The sequence below is a fragment of the Ramlibacter sp. Leaf400 genome, from assembly GCF_001424545.1.
Classification (GTDB): Bacteria; Pseudomonadota; Gammaproteobacteria; order Burkholderiales; family Burkholderiaceae_C; genus Ramlibacter.
The window spans coordinates 457,929-475,471 of record NZ_LMQL01000010.1 but is presented as its reverse complement, the minus strand read 5'-3'; the positions used below and the strand labels follow the sequence as shown (position 1 = coordinate 475,471).

General features: G+C 66.9%; 22 protein-coding genes. 13 read left to right on the top strand and 9 right to left on the bottom strand.

The genetic code is table 11. The annotated features are described in order from the left end of the window. Window positions 1-184: 184 nt before the first annotated feature. On the bottom strand, window positions 185-1,753 hold the full coding sequence (locus tag ASG30_RS13300) for a DNA cytosine methyltransferase (RefSeq protein WP_055897282.1): 1,569 nt from the start codon (window positions 1,751-1,753) through the stop codon (window positions 185-187). Between the two features lie 68 nt (window positions 1,754-1,821). Between ASG30_RS13300 and ASG30_RS22780 the strand changes: the two genes are divergently transcribed. From ASG30_RS22780 to ASG30_RS22770, 3 genes are all read left to right on the top strand, one after another. Then, a complete protein-coding gene (locus ASG30_RS22780) occupies window positions 1,822-2,049 on the top strand; it encodes a hypothetical protein (protein WP_055897279.1) in 228 nt (75 codons plus the stop codon). A gap of 10 nt (window positions 2,050-2,059) precedes the next feature. Beyond that, window positions 2,060-2,287, top strand: a complete 228-nt coding sequence (locus ASG30_RS22775; RefSeq protein ID WP_055897276.1) for a hypothetical protein — start codon at window positions 2,060-2,062, stop codon at window positions 2,285-2,287. A gap of 131 nt (window positions 2,288-2,418) precedes the next feature. After that, window positions 2,419-2,853 (top strand): hypothetical protein, encoded by a 435-nt coding sequence (locus tag ASG30_RS22770; RefSeq protein ID WP_162243728.1) that lies wholly within the window; start codon window positions 2,419-2,421, stop codon window positions 2,851-2,853. 190 nt (window positions 2,854-3,043) lie between these two features. Here ASG30_RS22770 and ASG30_RS13280 read toward each other — a convergent pair whose 3' ends face one another. The 7 genes from ASG30_RS13280 to ASG30_RS13255 all read right to left on the bottom strand — a co-directional run bounded on the left by ASG30_RS13280 (window position 3,044) and on the right by ASG30_RS13255 (window position 7,118). Further along, a complete protein-coding gene (locus ASG30_RS13280) occupies window positions 3,044-3,310 on the bottom strand; it encodes a hypothetical protein (RefSeq protein WP_235579793.1) in 267 nt (88 codons plus the stop codon). Continuing rightward, a complete protein-coding gene (locus tag ASG30_RS13275; protein WP_055897270.1) occupies window positions 3,307-4,980 on the bottom strand; it encodes a ParB/RepB/Spo0J family partition protein in 1,674 nt (557 codons plus the stop codon). The genes ASG30_RS13280 and ASG30_RS13275 overlap by 4 nt, the downstream gene beginning before the upstream one ends. Before the next feature lie 51 nt (window positions 4,981-5,031). After that, entirely contained in the window at window positions 5,032-5,343 is a 312-nt protein-coding gene (locus ASG30_RS13270; RefSeq protein WP_055897266.1) for a hypothetical protein, read from the bottom strand. Beyond that, window positions 5,340-5,591 (bottom strand): hypothetical protein, encoded by a 252-nt coding sequence (locus ASG30_RS13265; RefSeq protein WP_055897262.1) that lies wholly within the window; start codon window positions 5,589-5,591, stop codon window positions 5,340-5,342. Before ASG30_RS13265 ends, ASG30_RS13270 begins: the two co-directional genes overlap by 4 nt. Beyond that, window positions 5,588-5,806 carry a hypothetical protein gene (locus ASG30_RS22555; protein WP_156385530.1) on the bottom strand — a complete coding sequence of 73 codons (219 nt, stop codon included), beginning with the start codon at window positions 5,804-5,806 and terminating at the stop codon, window positions 5,588-5,590. The genes ASG30_RS13265 and ASG30_RS22555 overlap by 4 nt, the downstream gene beginning before the upstream one ends. Then, window positions 5,803-6,327 carry a DUF7673 family protein gene (locus ASG30_RS13260; RefSeq protein ID WP_055897259.1) on the bottom strand — a complete coding sequence of 175 codons (525 nt, stop codon included), beginning with the start codon at window positions 6,325-6,327 and terminating at the stop codon, window positions 5,803-5,805. The genes ASG30_RS22555 and ASG30_RS13260 overlap by 4 nt, the downstream gene beginning before the upstream one ends. An 80-nt stretch (window positions 6,328-6,407) precedes the next feature. Then, on the bottom strand, window positions 6,408-7,118 hold the full coding sequence (locus ASG30_RS13255; protein ID WP_082522086.1) for an XRE family transcriptional regulator: 711 nt from the start codon (window positions 7,116-7,118) through the stop codon (window positions 6,408-6,410). Between ASG30_RS13255 and ASG30_RS22175 the strand changes: the two genes are divergently transcribed. Beyond that, entirely contained in the window at window positions 7,009-7,506 is a 498-nt protein-coding gene (locus tag ASG30_RS22175; RefSeq protein ID WP_327212924.1) for a YdaS family helix-turn-helix protein, read from the top strand. The genes ASG30_RS13255 and ASG30_RS22175 overlap by 110 nt on opposite strands. Before the next feature lie 203 nt (window positions 7,507-7,709). Here ASG30_RS22175 and ASG30_RS13250 read toward each other — a convergent pair whose 3' ends face one another. Then, on the bottom strand, window positions 7,710-8,195 hold the full coding sequence (locus ASG30_RS13250; RefSeq protein WP_055897254.1) for a hypothetical protein: 486 nt from the start codon (window positions 8,193-8,195) through the stop codon (window positions 7,710-7,712). 190 nt (window positions 8,196-8,385) lie between these two features. On the opposite strand from ASG30_RS13250, the gene ASG30_RS22550 reads away from it, so the two are divergent. From ASG30_RS22550 to ASG30_RS13205, 9 genes are all read left to right on the top strand, one after another. Then, entirely contained in the window at window positions 8,386-8,865 is a 480-nt protein-coding gene (locus ASG30_RS22550) for a phage regulatory CII family protein (protein WP_156385529.1), read from the top strand. Beyond that, window positions 8,865-9,929, top strand: coding sequence for a toprim domain-containing protein (locus ASG30_RS13240; protein WP_055897248.1), 1,065 nt, complete (start codon window positions 8,865-8,867; stop codon window positions 9,927-9,929). The genes ASG30_RS22550 and ASG30_RS13240 overlap by 1 nt, the downstream gene beginning before the upstream one ends. After that, window positions 9,929-11,506 (top strand): primase-helicase family protein, encoded by a 1,578-nt coding sequence (locus ASG30_RS13235; RefSeq protein WP_156385528.1) that lies wholly within the window; start codon window positions 9,929-9,931, stop codon window positions 11,504-11,506. The genes ASG30_RS13240 and ASG30_RS13235 overlap by 1 nt, the downstream gene beginning before the upstream one ends. A gap of 236 nt (window positions 11,507-11,742) precedes the next feature. Further along, the gene (locus ASG30_RS13230; protein ID WP_055897243.1) at window positions 11,743-12,444 is read left to right on the top strand and encodes a phage tail protein; all 702 of its coding nucleotides are present in this window, start codon (window positions 11,743-11,745) and stop codon (window positions 12,442-12,444) included. 101 nt (window positions 12,445-12,545) lie between these two features. Further along, window positions 12,546-13,187, top strand: a complete 642-nt coding sequence (locus ASG30_RS13225) for a hypothetical protein (RefSeq protein ID WP_055897241.1) — start codon at window positions 12,546-12,548, stop codon at window positions 13,185-13,187. Continuing rightward, the gene (locus ASG30_RS13220; protein ID WP_055897238.1) at window positions 13,184-15,190 is read left to right on the top strand and encodes a phage terminase large subunit family protein; all 2,007 of its coding nucleotides are present in this window, start codon (window positions 13,184-13,186) and stop codon (window positions 15,188-15,190) included. Before ASG30_RS13225 ends, ASG30_RS13220 begins: the two co-directional genes overlap by 4 nt. Further along, window positions 15,191-15,493, top strand: coding sequence for a hypothetical protein (locus ASG30_RS13215; protein ID WP_055897234.1), 303 nt, complete (start codon window positions 15,191-15,193; stop codon window positions 15,491-15,493). It abuts the gene before it with no gap. Window positions 15,494-15,561: 68 nt separating this feature from the next. Further along, window positions 15,562-15,789, top strand: coding sequence for a DUF6148 family protein (locus tag ASG30_RS13210; RefSeq protein WP_055897231.1), 228 nt, complete (start codon window positions 15,562-15,564; stop codon window positions 15,787-15,789). A 1-nt stretch (window position 15,790) separates the two neighbouring features. Beyond that, the gene (locus ASG30_RS13205; RefSeq protein ID WP_055897228.1) at window positions 15,791-17,509 is read left to right on the top strand and encodes a phage portal protein; all 1,719 of its coding nucleotides are present in this window, start codon (window positions 15,791-15,793) and stop codon (window positions 17,507-17,509) included. Window positions 17,510-17,543: the final 34 nt, after the last annotated feature.

Here is a 17,543-nt window from a genome sequence, read left to right as displayed (position 1 = left end):
CGGACGGCACCTGGGGCGGCCGCGTGTGCGTCACCGCGCACCACGGCTCCCACTCTGACGACCAAATCCATGAGATGGACGCGCAAGACCCCAGCGAAGAGGCTGCCGTGAAGCGCGCCAGGAAGTGGGCGGAGGCCAAGTTCCCGCCGATACCCTGATCGTTGCAAGGCGATGGTCGCGGGCATCAGGCGGCCCTCCGCGCGAGTTGCTGTTCGCTGTAGTTCGCCGCCACGATCGCGCGGGCCAGCGGCGGGCAAACGCTGTTTCCGCACATGCGCACCTGGGCGGTCTTTGTCAGCGGCCGGCCGTCCGCGCCGCGGTCGATCACGTACTCGCACGGGAAGCCCTGCGCCGTGTAGAGCTCGCGCGGCGACAGCATGCGCAGGCCGATGTCAACGATCGCGTACGGCTGGCCGTGCACCATCACCAGGCTGAAGCGATCGCGCGTGGTGACCGTGGGCAGCGGCTCCTCAATGCGGGTGTCCTGGTCGACGCCGTAGTAGGTCTGCAGGAACGCGCGCACCTCGGCATGGTGCGTGCCGCCGGCGCTGATGGTGTGCAGCGGCTCGTCGGCGCCGGCGGCGGTGCTGGTGCCGCGCAGCTTCACCAAGCTGGACGTGACCAGTTGCTGGTGGCTCCCGCTCGTCGTCACGGTGCTGAGCGGCGCATCCGCCGCGCGGCCTGCGTGCGGGCGACTCCCCTCGTGGTTGTTGAACTGCGCCAGGAAGGCGGTGACGAGCGCGTGCCGGTTCTCCGTCGTGGTGGTGCGCAGTGGTTCGGTGGCGCTCCAGCTGCCCGCTCGTGAACTCTGGTTGTCGATGCCGACCAGCGTGGGCGCGACCAGGGCGTGCTTGTTCGCGCCCACGGCGGTGGCCAGCGGCTGCCGGATGCTGGCGGTGCGTGGCTGCTGGCCCGCGCGCTCGCCATAGCCGATCGGCACGATGAACGGCTCGGCCGCGTCCACCACGTAGCGCTGGATGCCCTTCGCGATCCGCCGCATCGTCGCCGCGGCCAACGGCCGCTCCCGCTCGAAGATCGAAGGCGCCGGCAGGCTCCAGTCGATGCAATCGGCCGCCACCGGCCAGGGCTTCAGCTTCTTGGCCTGCACCGGCAGGCTGCCTGGCGCGCCATGCGTCGGCTCGGGCCAGACAATCGGCTCCCCATCGCAGCGCGCGACCAGGAACAGGCGCTTGCGGATAGTCGGCGCCCCGTAGTCGCAACCGCGCAGCTCGCGCCACTCGACCTGGTAGCCCAGGTTGCGCAGCTGGGCGACCCAGCGCTTGAAGCTGTGGCCGCGGCGCTCGGGGCAGGGCTGGCCGTCGTCCAGCAGTGGGCCCCAGTGCTGGAATTCCTCGACGTTCTCCAGTGCGATCACGCGCGGCCGAACGGCCTTCGCCCAGCGGACCACCACCCACGCCAGCGCTCGGCGGCGCCGGGCTTGGTTTCGGTCGCGGTGCGGCTTGCCACCGCGAGCTTTGCTGTGGAAGGTGCAGTCCGGCGACGCCCAGAGCAGGCCCACCGGCCGGCCCTCGGTCACGGCGCGCGGCGCCGCGGCGAACACGTCGCTGACGTAGTGCCGCGTCTGGGGGTGGTTCGCCTGGTGGAGGCTGACCGCCTCCGGATCGTGGTTTATGGCGATATCGACCGGCCGGCCGATGGCCTGCTCGATGCCGGTGCTGGCGCCCCCGCCACCCGCGAACAGGTCCACCGTGATTTCGTCGTGCACGGGCAGGAGGAATTGAGGCGTCAGCATCCTGCCCCCTGCTTCTTCGGTTTCCGCTCCGCCCGACAGGTAGCATCGGCACTGGAGGAATGACAGACATGGACATACGCGCCTTCGAGATCGAAATGATCCGTCTGGTGCTCTGGTACGGAGCGGTCAGTCTCATAGGCTTCATCGTCACCATGTGGTGCCTGTACCACGTGATCCGTGCCGCGATTCGCGACGGAATCAGGGAAAGCGGGTTGGTCGGCACGTGGACGTCGGTCGTGGCGAGGACGCGGCGGGAATCTGCGGACACTCTGCCGCCCGATTTCAGCGCTCGGTGAGGAGTCAGGTGTGAACGATCCCGTCGATATCATCAAAGTCGGAGCCAGCGTGCTCGCGCAACAGCTGTTCCTCTCGGCCTTGCTGCGGCAGCAGCAAGGCAATGCAGCTCTCATCCGCGATGTCGAACAGACGCTCGCGACAACGAAGGAGGCTATGGCAGGGCCAGACGGGGATCCGTTCAGAGAAGACTTCAATCGGACAGTAAGCCAGCTCCTCGCCGTTCTGCGCGGTGTATGACGGGGGCCAGCGGGATGGGTGATCTCTGGCAGACCTGCTTTTTTGTGCCTGGGCCAACCAGGAGTGAGTGCGCGGCTTGGGTGCAGGCGTGGGGATCGATTCTGGCCATCCTCGCAGCCGTAGGATTGGCGATGTGGCAGCAGCGAGTTGCCCGCACCGGTGAAAGGATGCGTGCGCAGGTGCGGGCCGAACTTGCGGCCACCAGCATCCTCTTGCACATGTCGCCGGTGATCGGGGGGTTGCAAGCGCTTCGAGCCGCGGCAGGCGCTGCCTTTGAGATGGAGACGGCCGCCGACCTGCATCGACGGCTGAAGAACCTCCCATTCCCGTCGGAGGAGGACGTTGCCTCGGTGGCTGCGCACGACATCGACTGCGCCCGACATCTGGTCCGAGGAAGGAAGCTTGCGATGCAAGCCGAACTGTTCCTGGGCCTTCTGGTCACAGGCGAGCACCTGAACCAATCGATCAAAAAAATGACGTGGGGCACTCTTGCCGACCTGCTTGGGAACGCAACCGGGCAGTACGACGCTGCGCGGGCGGCATTGGAAAAACTGGCGCCGGTCTAGGCAACGGCGCAGGATCACCGCCTTCGGCGGCTCGTAGTTGATGGCAATGTCCAACGGCCGGCCGGTGGCCTGCTCGATGCCGGTGGAGGCGCCGCCGCCGCCGCCGGCGAACAGGTCCACGACGAGCTCGTCGTGCACGGGTAGCAGGAACTGCGGAGTGATCATGAAGATTCTTTTCTCGGGGCTTGGCTCAGAGGTGCCAGCGCCAGATTCCAAGCACGCTTGTCGCGGTGAAGCCCAGCTGTTGAAGCAGCAAGAACCAGTGCCGTCGTGCGGACGCAAATGCGATCCAAGCGACGTTGCTGGCAAGGAAGGCAACCCACCCCCAGCTGGCGTGGTCCCCCTTGACGGCCAGCAGCAGCGACCCGAACAGGCCGCACGCGGCCGCGACAGCCTCGAGGGCGACCGTGCGCCATCGCGGTGCTTGTTCGTCAGCGGCCCGGGCGTCCTGCGTCACGTCGATGCCTCCTCGCTCTCCTGTTCCTCTTTAAGCGGCTTGGCCTCTTCGCGCTGCAGATCCTCGGCGACCTTGTCGCGTACGGCGATCACGTCGATGCCGTAGCTCTCAGCCAGCTTCACCCGCGTCGCTGCGGGGATGCTGGTGTCCCATTCGCCGAAACCGATCTCGACTGCCGACATGGCCAGCAGCTGCCCGAGCTGCGCGGGCAGCAGGGCGTCGATCCAGGTCTCCATGTCGTGCCGGTCGGCCGCATCGCCGCTGAAGCCCATGTACTCCAGCGTCTCGTCGCAGCCTTCCTGCTCGACCAGGAGCAGCTTGAGCGCGAGCCGCAGTTCGTCGGCGCTTCGCTCGCGGGTGCGGATCGCGTCGAGCATCCGCAGGAGCACCGCGCGCTGGACGTTGTGGTCGTCGAGTGCGCGTTCTGCCGGCGTGCGGCCATCGTCCGGCGGAAGCCGGTCGGTGCTGCCCGGGCTGGCGGCGGCCGCGCCCGCCGTCTTGCCCTTGCCCGACGGCTTGCCGTCCTCAGTCGGCTGGAGCTTGTCCGCCAGATCCGTGGTGATCACCTTTTCGGCGGCGCCGGTGTGCGGGTCGATGAACACCCGCGGCTTGGGGGCTCGCTTACCCAGGGCCCGGAGCTTGTCCTCGAAGGTGACCTCGCGCTCGACACCGTCGTCACCCGTCTCGGTGGCGGCCACGTCGGTCAGGCGGACGTAGCCGCTGATGGGCCGCTGGTGCGGGCTGGGCCGCACGCGGTGCGCCTCCTCGCCCTCGATCACCTTGAAGCCGTCCTTCTGAGCCTTCGCCTTCACGATGGCCACATGGGCCTCGCGCTTTGCGGCGAAGCAGTCCGGGTCGGTGCAGCTGTCGGGCGAGTCAGTCGCGTCGCCAAACAGATCGCCATGGGCGCCGCTGCGCTTCGGACACGCGCTGCACGCGCCGGCGTCCGGCAGCAGCGACGCATCCTGGATGTCCCACACGGCCTGCTTCAGATCGAGGTTGAAGCGCTTGAACACCGCGACAGAGACCTTCCGGAAGGGCGCGGGCTCACCGGCCTCGGCCAGTGCTCTGATGAAGGCGACCACATCGGCCTGCTGGCTGGCGGGGTAGCGGGACACCAGGAGCCCGGTCGATCGGCCCAGCACGCCCTCGGACACGGCCTCGCGGCTGTCCGGCGTCAGGTCCAGCAGCTTCATCGTCTTGTAGATGTAGCTGGCCCCCTTGCCGCCGCCGATGCGCTCGGCGATCTGCTCGACCGTGTAGCCCAATCTCTCGCGCAGGAGTTCGAAGCCCTCCGCCTCCTCCATGGGGTCGAGGTCCTCGCGCTCGATGTTCTCCACCAGCTGCAGCTCCAGCGCTGCTTCGTCGGAGAGGTCCCGCACCAAGATCGGGATGAAGTCCAGGTCTGCGATGCGACTGGCGCGCAGGCGGCGCTCGCCGGCCACCAGCTCGTACTCCGGCAGCGGGCGGCCTAGCTCGCGATCCAGGAACGTGTCGTGCAAGCGGCCGGCAGGCAGCGGACGGACGAGGATCGGCTGCAGCACGCCTTGTGCGCGGATGCTGGTTGCGAGCGCGTTGAGGCTGTCGATGTCCAAGCCGCGGCGCTTGCGCGGGTTCGTCGCGCTGGTGGTAACTAGCCAGGGGCTGGCTTCGATGAGGTTGGTGGTCATTGGAAACTCCTCCGGGGTTTTTGAGAGAGCGGCCCGCTGGCCGCGGCGGGCTCAGTCGTCGCGATCGCCGGCGGCGGCTCGCTTGAGGTCGTGGAAGTGCGGCGCCGTCCAGGTGCCAGCGTGAATGGTCGAGCGCGAGCGGTGCCGCGGCGCTGCCATGAAGGGCCAGGCGTGTGCCCGCGCAGGCGTGACGCTGCCCGGATGCCGCGCGTTCATGGCCACCAGGCGCGAGTACGTCGGGTGCTCCATGGCGGCCTCGTAGGTCACCGGCCAGAAATCCTTGCGGCAGCGCTCGTAGGCGGTGCGCAGCGAGATCTCGTCGGGCTCGGTGGTGGTTGCCGTGAGTGGGTGAGCAATCGTCACAGCGGAGCGGCCAGCGTGCGCTGGCACCTTTGCTCGAGTGCCGCCCGGGCGCCGGCGCGGAACGCCTCGATACGCGCGCGCGCCAGATCCTGCTGGGTGTGGACCGCAGCGGCCTCGTCGAGCTGCACCTGCATCCAGGCCCACAGCACGCCCGACAGCGCCAGCAGCGCAGCCAGCACGAGCGGCCGGATCTTCGGCGCCGGGCGCTCGGCCGGCGTCGGTGGGAACGTGAGGCGCCCGGTAGTCATGCCGATGCGAAGCGCGCGTTTGGTGCGTCTTCCGCGGCCCCGTAGACCGCCTTGGCTATGGCGGCGTCTTCGACGAAAGCGCCCGACCGATAGCCGGTGCGTCGAAAAACATGCAGATGTCCGCGGCAGCCGAGATAGAACCGAGCCTCCGGAAGGCCGAGGTGCACCCAGCGCACCTCGCGCACGGTCCGCGGCGTGTGCTGCGGCGCGCTCATTGCACGCCTTTCCACTGCGGTCCGTATTCCTTCGGGGAGGAGAGGTGCTCGCGCTTGCAGCGGTTCTTCAGGCGCAGCAGATGGGCCCAGTGCTCGAACTCCGCGCCGACGTTGCGGCCATCGGCGTACATCGCGTTCAACACCTCGTGCACCTCGGTGTACGTGTGCCGCGCGTCCATGCGCAGCACCACCATGGCGGCCTCGAACAGGCTGCTGTCCAGGAGGCGCAGGTCGGTCAGGTCGAACCGGAACCTGGTGCCGTTGTAGAGACCCAGGAGCAGCTTGCCGCACGTGCTGCCCCCGCTGGTGTCCAGCATCGTCTGGGCCGCCACGTACAGGCGCTGGATGGCCTGCTGCTGCTCCGGGCCGTAGCGGGCGATGATCTGCGCGTAGAAGGGAGTCAGCCTCTCGTGCTGCGCAGCGCGCGCGGCCGCTGCTGCGGCATCAGCCGCTGGAACGCCTTGGAGGGTGGGTTGAGCGGGGGGCGTCTGCTCGACGCTGGAACTGACCTGCTGATGCACTGTTCGCTCCTTTGCCCGGATGGGCTACGGAGCTGCAGTATGCACAAGAGAAACTAGTAATGCAAGACTAACTTGTGGTTCTAGGCGCGCTTGCTGTTCCAAATCCAGACAACTCGGCCGAGAACCTCGAAGTTGGGGCGATCTTGAATGACTTCGACAGTCTTCGCCGTTGGGTTATCGCTGGTGATCTCGTGTCCACCGTCGAGGCGCTGGCGAACGCGCCGAGCGTGAACACGTCCAGTAGCGCTGAGCACGTAGATCCCATCCTCCTGGATCGCCCTGACGCTCGTGTCAACGAGCAGCATGTCCCCGTCGGTAAAGGTCGGCTCCATTCCATCGCCAGCGCCGTGAAGAAGGCGCAAGTCGGTGGGTGCAACGGTTGGGCACGCTCGCGCCACCCAAGCAGGGGCGAGAGGTAGCCGACCAGCGACGACGGCCGCCCGGCGCTGCTCAGAACCGGGCAGAGCGGGAAGCTCCAGCGCGCGGACCATCAGCTCTTCTTCAGCGGCCCCTTCAAGAAGGACTGCCGTTTCGCTCTCGTGGAGGTTCAGCAGCTTGGCCACAACCTGCATCCGAGTGCGCTTTGGGGCAGAAGTCCCGTTCTCCCACTGCTGCACGGTCTGCCAGCTCAGCTTTTTTGCGAGACCTTCTGCCTGGCTGATCTCATGCGCCAACCGCTGCATGGACCATCCCCTCCGCTCACGAGCGGCCTTGATCTGCTCGTGGATCGACTGCATGGACGCAAGTTTTTCATGTGTGAGCTTGCTCAACAACGCAAGATGTTCTAGCATCACTAGACGTTCTTGTGGGGCTCAGATGGATCTCCGACCGACATCACTCGTAAACCCGGCAGCTAAAGCTATCCGACTTCTTGGCGGGCCGGTACGTGCCGCAGCCAGCATCGGAGTGGAGCGCTACCAGACTGTTCAGTCGTGGGTCCGAAATCGTGTGCCGGCGGAGTACTGCCCCCTGATCGAGCGCGCGACTGATGGCGCCGTGCGCTGTGAGGAGCTTCGTCCGGACGTCGCGTGGGATGTGCTCAGAGCGAAAGCAGCGGCGAACGATGCGCCGCACGAAACGCCTTCGAGCACGGCCGCGGCAGGGCAGGGCGCCCACCGCGACACCGGCGAGCGCCGGCGGATCACGGACGGCGAGCCGCGCGTGGCGGTAGAGGGCTGAGATCGTGGGGCCGCTTGAAATCCTCCCCGACGCACTGGTGGTGCACGGCCGGAATGGCTTGGTGCTCTCGTTTTCAGCGCAAAACGCCCCCCCGGAGCCGGCGTTCTGGATCACGCTCGGAGGTTCGTTGACGGGCTGCCATGTCGAAGAGGCGCCCCACGCCGGGTATGTTCTGTTCGAGCGGGTGCCAACGCCGGAGGGACTCAACGAAGCAACGTGGAAATCCACTCGATGGCATCCGGAGCCTTTGCGAGCGCTTGGTCCAGTAGCTTGTCTGCGAGGCGTTCTATGGACTGCGCGGGGAGTTGCTTCAGTCGCTCGAGCAACGAGTCCTTCCTTTCGGCCGGAAGGTCGCTCGCTTTGATGCGCGCCGCGATCAGACCCCGGATGGTGTCCTCGTGCAACCGCACGGTGGTCACCTTCAGCACGGCAGACAGGCCGCCGTCTTGCTGGAGAAAGTCGAGCCCGTCGTTCGTGGCGCGCGCGAACCGGATAGAAAAATTGTTCGTGTCGATGTTGAGCGTGGCATCCAGGTGGATGAGGCCGTGCTCCTTCAGGTACTGCAGGTTGAACTTCACCGCGGGATCGTGGAAGTCCACCAAGCCATCGTGTGCACGAATGGCCCCCGGATACTCGTCGCTGATCTTCTGCAGTAGATCCAACTGCAACGCTCGATCCAGTCGCGTCATGGGTGCCCCTTCCTCGTTGGGTGGTCAGTTGCCAGCCCCATTCTGCGAGGTTGCGGGCAGCCCGCCAAGAAATCCCGCGCGCTCGCGCCGCCCGCGTCTTCATCTGCCGCCCTCTGCTCCTGTGTGAATGGCACGACTGTGCGACAGGGCGGGGCAGGGTGTCAGCAACAACGAAAGAGGGGATTCGTAGATGGACGTGATGACCGCAGCATGGAACGTGGCAGAGGACTACAACCCGGGGCAGGGTGCACCCCGCGGGGCTCACGGCCTGGCCAAGGCGATCGGCGAGGTCCCTCACACCTTCGGGCATGCCGTTGCTGGGCGGGGCGGAGCCAAGTTGGGGCTTCTCACCGCGGTGAAAATGACCAAGCGCACCGGGGATCTGCGCATCCTCCATGCATTCGCTGCCGAATGCGGCCAGATGTGCGTCGCACTGCCGGAGTCGCTTTGCCTGGAGAGCAACGACTGCATGAAGGCGCTCGCGGAAACTGCCAAGGAGTTCAACGATCTGGTGCAGGCGGTCTGCGGCTCGCTCGCCGACGACGGCGACATCAGCGAGAACGATCTGAAGCGGATCGATCGCGAGGGCGGCGAGGCCCTGGTCAAGCTGCAGCAGCTGCTCAATGCGGCGCGCGCGCTCCATCTTTCCCAGGAACGCAGCCGGCCCTGATGGAGAACTACGAAGACGTGGTGCGGCAGATGCGCGCCTACGGCGTGCTGCTCGACCGCGACTTGCCCCTGCAGGTGCCGACGCACAAGAGCCGCAGCTGCGGGCCGAGGAAGAAGTGCTGGTACTTCACCCGGGAGTTCCGCCGCGACGATGGCAGGCGCTTCGTGGTCGGCGCTTTCGGCTCGTACAGCCCCAAGCTGGCTCAGGAGCTCGGCCTGCCAGGCACGAAGGTCAAGATCGAGGTCGACTGGAGGGGACTTTCCGAGGAAGAGGCCGAGCGGATGAATGCCGACCGCGCCGCGGCTGCGGCAGCTGCAGCCACCGCGAAGGCCGAGTCCGCGCGCCTGGCCGCACTCAGCGCCGGCGCGCTGTGGTCCCTGATGGTGAAGGAGGGCCGGTCGGACTACCTGGTGCGCAAGGGCGTGACGGTCGAGAGTTGCAGGTTCGTGTCGCACACGATGCGGCTCGCCCGCCGCGATCCGCGGGACCAGCCCATCGTGCTGCCGGCCGGCACGATCGTGCTGCCGCTGATCCGCTATGACTTCTCACGCGAGGAGGCGCTGCGCGGCCTCCAGTTCGTAAAGCCGGACGGCTTCAAGTGCTTCACCGAGGGCTTCGGGAAGACGGGCTGCGCGATCCGGCTGGGCACGGTGGACGCGTCCACCCGCGTGGTCCTGGTCTGTGAGGGCTACGCCACCGGGCTGTCGATCCGCATGGCCACCGGCCGGCGCTGGCCGGTCTACGTCGCGCTCGATGCCTACAACCTGGGCCCGGTGTTGGAGATCCTGCGCAAGCTGCACCCCAGGCAACACCTGCTGATCTGCGCGGACGACGACTGGAAGTCGGCCGACCACGACGGTTCCAACCCGGGCTGCCGCAAGGCCACCAAGGTGGCCAAGGTGACGGAGCGGTGCGAGATCGTCTGGCCGGTGTTCGAAGCCGCGACGCGGCAGGAGAAGGACACCGACTTCAACGACCTGCACCAGCGGCAGGGCATCGAGGCGGTCGAGCGGCAGCTGTTGCGCGTGCTCAGCGCGATCGAGCGTGGAATGGAGGCGCTTTAGTGGCCGAGACGCCCGACACGCCTCCCGCACCCTCGAATGTGGTCGATCTCGCGGCCGCGCGGCGCGGAGAGGCGTCTGCGGGCCCTTCCGAGAAGGGTCCGCCTCCGGCCCACGACGGCGGCGCTGATGCGCCGAAAGAGGGGAAGGGGGGCAAGCGCGAGAAGAAGATCGACTGGGGTCGCTACAGCTACATGCTGGAGAACTTCGTCCTGATCTACCCCACCGACACGGCCTGGGACCGAGACAAGCGCAAGCAGGTGAAGATCGCCAACATGGCCCACATGTTCGGGGCCGACTACGTGCGGATGTGGAAGGGGTCGGCGGACCGCAAGACGATCGACGAGGAGGACCTGGTCTTCGATCCCACCCTGACGTGCGGGCCGGAGGCAATCAATCTGTACGACGGGCTGTCCGTCGCGCCAGTGCCGGCGAAAGATGGCGAATGCGACGTGATGCTCGAGCTGCTGAGGCACCTGTGCAGCCGATGCGACTCCGGCGTGACGAATGCCGACGACGTCATGGAATGGGTTCTGCGTTGGCTCGCACTGCCATTTCAGAAGCGAGGAGCCAAGATGGCCACCGCCCTGGTGTTCCACGGCCCTCAGGGAACGGGGAAGAACCTGTTCTTCGACGTGATCCGCGACATGTACGGCAAGTACGGCGTGATGGTCGGCCAGACCGAGATCGAAGAGAAATACAACGGGTGGGTGTCGGCCAAGCAGTTGGCTGTCTGCAATGAGGTGGTGAGTCGCCAGGAGCTGTATCACCATAAGAACCGCCTCAAGTGGATGATCGACGCGCCGAAGATCCCGATCCGCACCATGCACACCGACACCAGGTGGGAGAGCAACTGGTGCAACTTCGTCTTCATCTCCAACGAGAACAAGCCGCTGGTGCTCGAGGTTGGCGATCGTCGCCACCTGGTGGTCTACACGCCCACACCTGAAGACCGCGGACTCTATGACCGAGTGCGCGCGTTCCTGAAGGATGGCGGCGCGACCAAGTTCCTGGACTACCTGATCCGGTATCCGATGGGCGACTTCCATGAGCACACGAAGCCGCTGATGACGGAAGCCAAGGAGGAGCTCATCAGCTTGGGCATGTCGCCGGACGAGCGCTTCATGGCCGAGTGGCTCGATGGCTACCTGCACCTGCCTTTACGCGTGTGCTCCGCTGAGCAGCTGTACCGGGCCTTCCAGCGGTGGTGCCAAAGCGCCGGCGAGCGGTACGTGCCCCCGCGTGCCTCCTTCACCACCACGGCAAAACGCTGGGCCATGGAGCGCCTAGAGCGCGACCAGAACGGCACTCGCTTGCCGCCGTGTCTGTCCTACAAGATCGTGAACTTTCCGAACCAGCCAACGGCCAGCAGCTACCGCAGCGCCCGCATCTGGATTCCGCGCGGATCTGGGCCGCTCAACGGCGTGACTGAGGGAGAGTGGGCGCTGGGTGCCGTCGAGGCCTTCGAGGCCGATCTGGGTCGCTTCCTGCGCGCGCGGGACACCCTTGACGATCACCCCCCGCCCCCCCATGGCTCGAAGAAAGGGGGCGGAGATGGCTCCGTTTCGTCTGGTGCGTAACGACTATGCGCCGCAAACCCGCGCCGTTACGTGCCATGCGCTCGTTTCGCCGCTTTCCCCCGCAGGTGCGCGCACGTCACGCGCGTGTGGGTATGTGCGTGTGCACGTGGCGCACCCCCCGTAACGGACGCATATGACGGAACGGCGCGGGCTGGCGGCGCATACGCGCGCGCCTAGGGGCGTAACGAACGGGTCTTTCCTCTTCCCAGAAAAGAGGAGATGGATGGAGAGAGGGCATGGACGTTTCGATCAAGGTGGACCTGGGTGGCGCCTTTGCGGCGCTGGACCTGCTGCAGGCGGACATCCGCGAGCGGGCGGCCGTCTCGGCCATCAACAAGACGCTGGCCAAGGCCAACACCAACATGATCCGGGCCATCACCGGCGAGTTCGCCGTCACGGCCGCCTACGTCCGGGAGCGGCTGCGGATCAAGCGCGCCAGGTACGAGGCTGGCAAGGCGGTGATCACCGGGGAGCTCTTCGCCGGCAGCCGCCGCGGTCGCTCGGCCAACCTGATCCGGTTTGTCGAGAAGTCGGTGAGCCTGGCCCAGGCGCGCAAGCGGATGAAGGCGGGCGAGGGCGGCAGCTACCTGCTGCGCAACGGCGTGCAGGTGACCAAGGCGCTGGAGCTGCGATTCAAGATCAAGCGCAGCGGCCCGGCCAAGGTGATCAAGGGGGCGTTCATCGGCAACGATGGCCGCACCGTCTTCATCCGCGAGGGCGCGAGCCGGCTGCCGCTCAAGGCACTGAGCACGATCGACGTCGAGCAGATGTTCAACACGAAGCGCATCAACCAGGTGGTGGTGCGCGCGATCGAGCAGGATTTCCCGGGCATCTTCGCGCACGAGTCGAAGTTCTACATCGACCGCTTCAACCGGCGCCAGGCGGCGGCCCGCGGCCCGTCCGTGAGCATCGGTCCCCGCGGCGCAACCATCAGGTGAGAGCAATGGGTCCTTCCACGGCGATGCTCCTCACGGGGCGAAACGAGCGCGAAATCGCGCTAGCGAATCGGCCGGGAAAAGGTTGACAGGGCGGTTGACAGATGGCCAAGAGCGATCCGAAATTGTTGACACAGGCGGAGTACGCGCGCTCGCGCAAGGAGCGCGGGCTGCCCGGCGGGTCGAGGGAGGCCGTGCGGAAAGCGGTTGAAGAGGGACGCATCAGCGCTTTCGGGCCCGACAAGCTGATCGACCGTGAGCTGGCGGACGCCCAGTGGGAGCGCAACACCCGTGCCCGCCTGAGCCCCGAAGCTGCAGCAGGTGCTGTCCGGCCGGCGCCGGAGGCTGGTGGCCAGGATCTCGTCGACCAGGCTGGCAGCACCCCGGCGGCACCAGCGCCGGCGCCTGCTGCACCGGCGCCGGCGGGCGCGGAGACCGGCTACAGCGCCGCCCGCGCACGCCGCGAGATCGCCGAGGCAGAACAGGCCGAGATCGACCTGAGAAAGGCCAAGGGCGAGCTCGTGGCCTGGCAGGACGTCGCCCGAGGCGGGTTCGAGGTGGGACGCGAGCTGAGGGACACGATGGAGTCGGCAGTCAACGCCCTCGCGGCGGAACTGGCCGCGGTCGGGAGCGCCGAGCAGTGCGCGGAGATCTTGCGCCGGCACAACCGGGCCGTGTGTGACGTCCTGGTGAAGTCCTGGCGCGAGAAGATCGGCCCGGCGCCGGTTGAGGGCCTCGCCGCATGAACATGCGAGACGGGTACCGAGAGATCCTGGAGGCGATCGCGCTCGGCCTCGAGCCTGACCCCAACTTGCCTGTCGACGAATGGGCCGACGAGTTCCAGATCGTGCCGAAGGAAAGTGGCGCGTCGGAGCCTGGCCCCTACCGCACCAGCCGCACACCGCATGCCAGGCTGCCGATGCGGTGTTTGTCCGCCGCCCATCCCGCGAAACGCGTGGTGGTGATGGGGGCCTCGCAGATGCTCAAGACCCAGGTGGCCCTGAACTTCCTGGGCGAGACGGTGCACCAGCGGCCAAAGAACTTCCTCTGGCTGGTACCCACAGGGAAGCTGCACAAGCGCGCCGCCGCACGGATCGACAAGAACGTGGCTGCGGTGGCCCCGCTGCGGCAGCGGTTCGCCAAGCCGAACAGCCGAGACGCCACCAACAACAACGACATCAAGGCTTACCCCGGCGGCGCACTGTACCTGGCCACCGCCGGTGCCGCGGCCAACCTGTCCGAGCTGTCGGTGACGTACGTCGTGTTCGACGAGATCGACCGCGCGAAGGACAACGTGGGCGGGGAGGGGGATCCGCGCGAGCTGGCTGAGACGCGCCAGACCTCACACGAGCGGGACCGCAAGACGTACTACCCGAGCTCGCCAACGATCGAGGGCGAGTCAGCCATCCAGACGCTGTACCAGCTGGGCAGCCAGCGCCAGGCGCTGGCTGAATGCATCCACTGCGGGCACGCCCAGCCCCTGGACTTCTTCCGCCTGATTCGCAGCGATGACGGCAAGCGGGCGATGTACCCCTGCTTCGAGTGCGGCGGGCTGCACGAAGAGGGCGACAAGTCGAGGATGTTCGCGCGCGGCCTCTGGAGCGACGGCGTTCCCGGCGACGGCGAGACCGAGAGCTTCCAGATCTCCGCGATGTTTCTGCCCTACGGGTGGATGCCGTGGATCGCGCTGCTGAAGCAGTACGACGCGGCCAAGGCCAAGCTCGAGGATGGCAGCGAGGAATCCATGATCACGTTCTACAACACGCGCCTGGCGCTGTGTTGGGAGCGGACGAAGGAAGCCACGAAGTACGACGAGCTGATGAACCGGGCCGACGCCTACCAACTCGGCACCGTTCCCGCCGGTGGCCTGGTGCTCACGGCATCGATCGACACACAGGCCTACCGCCTGGAGTTCATGGTGATCGCCTGGGGCGAAGGCATGGAGGGGTGGATCGTCGACTACCAGGTGATCCACGGCTCGCCCGCAGAGGCGGAGACCTGGCAACGTGCCGACGAGTTGCTCAAGAGCCGATACCGGCACACCAGCGGGCAGATGCTGAACATCTCCGCTGCCTTCGTCGACTCGGGCGGATCGAACACGCAAGACGTCTACAACTTCACCGCGCCGCTGAAACGCCGCAAGGTGTTCGCCGTGAAGGGCCACAGCCGCCCGAACCGGCCGATCCTCTCGGGCAAGCCCACGATCGTCGATATCAACTGGCGCGGCAAGACGCAGAAGAACGGCGCCGAGCTGTGGCTGGTGGGCCCCGACACCACGAAGGACTACCTGCAGGCCCGGTGGAAGCGCGCCGCAGGGCCGGGCGCCATCCACTTCCCGGCCAACCTACCCGAGGCGTTCTACAAGGGCCTGGTGGCCGAGTACCGCACCCATGGCTACAAGCGCGGCCGCAAGGTTAGCTGGTGGGAGCAGAAGAAGGGCGAGGCCAACGAGCCGCTGGACCTGACGGTCTACAACGTGGGTGCGGCGCACCTGCTCGGCCTGCACAAGAAGACCGAAAACCAGTGGCAGCTGCTGCGCGACCGTCTGGTGCCGACACAGGGCGACTTGCTGGCGCCGGCTTTGGAGACGTCTCCAACTCCGCCCCCGATCGAAGTCCGGCCCATGCGAGACGGCGATCCGCCGCCCCGTCGCGTGGAGGTCCAGGACGGACGTGCCGTGCCGACGCAGCCGTCGAGGGTGGTGAACGGGAAGATCTCGCTCGGCCTGGGCGGAAGGCGGGGTGGCTGATTGAAGCCGCCCGGCGTCGACTCCGAACGTGAGCCGGACATCGTCCTGGTGATCCTGCAGATGGTTCAGCAGGAAGTGCCGGCGCTATCGGCGGAGACGGCGCGCGCGATCGAGCTGCAGGTGCGTGACCAGTATGGCGGCTTGCGGACGCGCATCGCCAAGCGCAAGAAGCACCCCACGCCGGAACTGCGGGCGAAGGTGTTCCAGGAAGCGCTGACCGCGACGCCCGACGCGGAGCTCACCGCGAGCTACGGGATCAGCCGGCGCACGCTGTACCGCTACCTGAAGCGCGGCGGTCAGTGAGGCAGTGCCAATTTGCCCTAGTTTCCAAGCTCATTGGTTCCTAGACTGCCAGCGCACAAAGGACAACCATGGCCGGAATCACCCTCGCACAAGCCGAAGCCCAACTCGCGCTGTACCTCGCCGCCGAACAGAAGGTCCTGCAGGGCCAGTCGTATGAGATTGCGGGGCGCAAGCTCACGCGCGCCAACCTGGGCGAGATCCATGCCGGCATTACCCTCTGGGATGGGCGGGCCAAGGAACTCTCGGCTCGTGCCGCCGGCCGCGGCCGCACCCGCACAGTGGTGGTGGGGGGCTGAAATGGCGAAGGATCCGGACGCAGCCCTGCGCGCCTTTGCGCGCCGGTTCGAACCCAACCTGGTCGAGCGCATGCTGGCGCATGTTCTGCCGAAAACGGCGCAGCGCCTGCACCGCGGCCGCATGCAGTTCGAGATGCAGGCCAGCATCGGCCGGGGGATCGGCGGCTACGTCGGGGCGCGCCGCGATCGCGCTGCGACCGCGGAGTGGCAGCCGGGCGGCGGTTCGGCCTCCTCAGACATCCTGCCCGACCTGCCGATGCTGCGGGACCGCAGCCGCGACCAGGTGCGCAATGCTCCGGTGGCTACCGGAGCCCTGAACACCGAAGTCACCCATGTCGTGGGGACCGGCCTGTCCTACACCCCTGCCATCGATGCGGCGCGGCTCGGTATCACCGAAGACAGCGCGCGGGAGTGGACGGCCGGGACCAAGGCACGCTTCAAGGCGTGGGCGGAATCCACCGACTGCCACCTGCAGCGGCAACTGGATTTCTACGGCCTGACGGACCTGGCCTATCGGTCCTGGATGGAGAGCGGCGACGTCTTCGTGCTGACCCCCATGATCGAGCGTGGCGGCGAAACGATGCTGGCGCTCCAGGTCATCGAGGCGGACCGGGTCTGCAATCCGCGCGGCAAGTTCGACAGTGACACCCTGCAGGACGGGGTTGAACTGGACCCGACCACGGGCGAGCCGGTGGCCATCCACGTGGCGAAGTACCACCCGGGCGATTTCCGCGGCCAGGCGAACAGCTGGGAGCGGATTGCGATGCGTGCAGACAACGGCCGCCGCAACGTGCTGCACCTGTTCGATAGCCTTCGGCCCGGCCAGGTGCGCGGCGTGCCGTGGTTCGGCCCGATCCTGGAGCCCCTCAAGCAGCTGCAGAAGTGGAGCGACGCCGAGCTCAATGCGGCGGTGGTGTCGAGCATCTGGGCCGTGTTCGTGGAGATGGACCACGAGGCCTTCGCGGAGATCTTCGACGACGAGTCGGCCTCCAGGCTGGTAAACGACGCGCAGCGGTGGTCCGGCAAGATGGACTCGGGCAAGACGATCAACCTGCTGCCGGGCGAGAAAGCCGAGATGAAGACGCCCGGGCGTCCGAACCCGCAGTTCGATCCGTTCTTCCAGGCCATGATGACGCAAATCGGCATGACTCTGGGCGTGCCGAAGGAAGTGCTGATGATGGCCTTCCAGAGCAGCTACACCGCCGCGCGCGGCGCGTTCGTGATGGCCTGGCGCCGGTGGAACACTCGCCGCGACAAGGTGGCCAAGATGCTGTGCCAACCGGTGCTCGAGCTGTGGCTCACGCACGATGTGGCCGAGGGCCGCATCGCTGCGCCGGGGTTCTTCGCAGACAAGGTAGTGCGAGCCGCCTGGTGCTCCAGCATGTGGACCGGCGATGGCCCCGGCTCCGTCGATCCGCTGAAGGAGGTCTCTGCAGCGGAGAAGCGCGTGCAGTTGGGCATCAGCACACTGCAGGCCGAGAGCATCCTGCACGATGGCCAGGACTGGGAGGCCAAGCAGCGCCAACGCGCCAAGGAGGTCCAGCTCCAGCGTCGGGACGGCACGCTACCGCAGACGACGCCGAGCGGCGCAGCGACGGCGCCCGAGTCTGCGGACAACGGCTCGGACGACGACACCGAGGCGCCTCCGCGGCGACCCGCCGCCCCGCCCGCGCAGCCGATGCCTCGGGCGCCGAGGCCTGCGGCACCGCCGAGTCGCTAGCTCAGCAAGTAGTGCCAATTTGCCCTATTTTTTA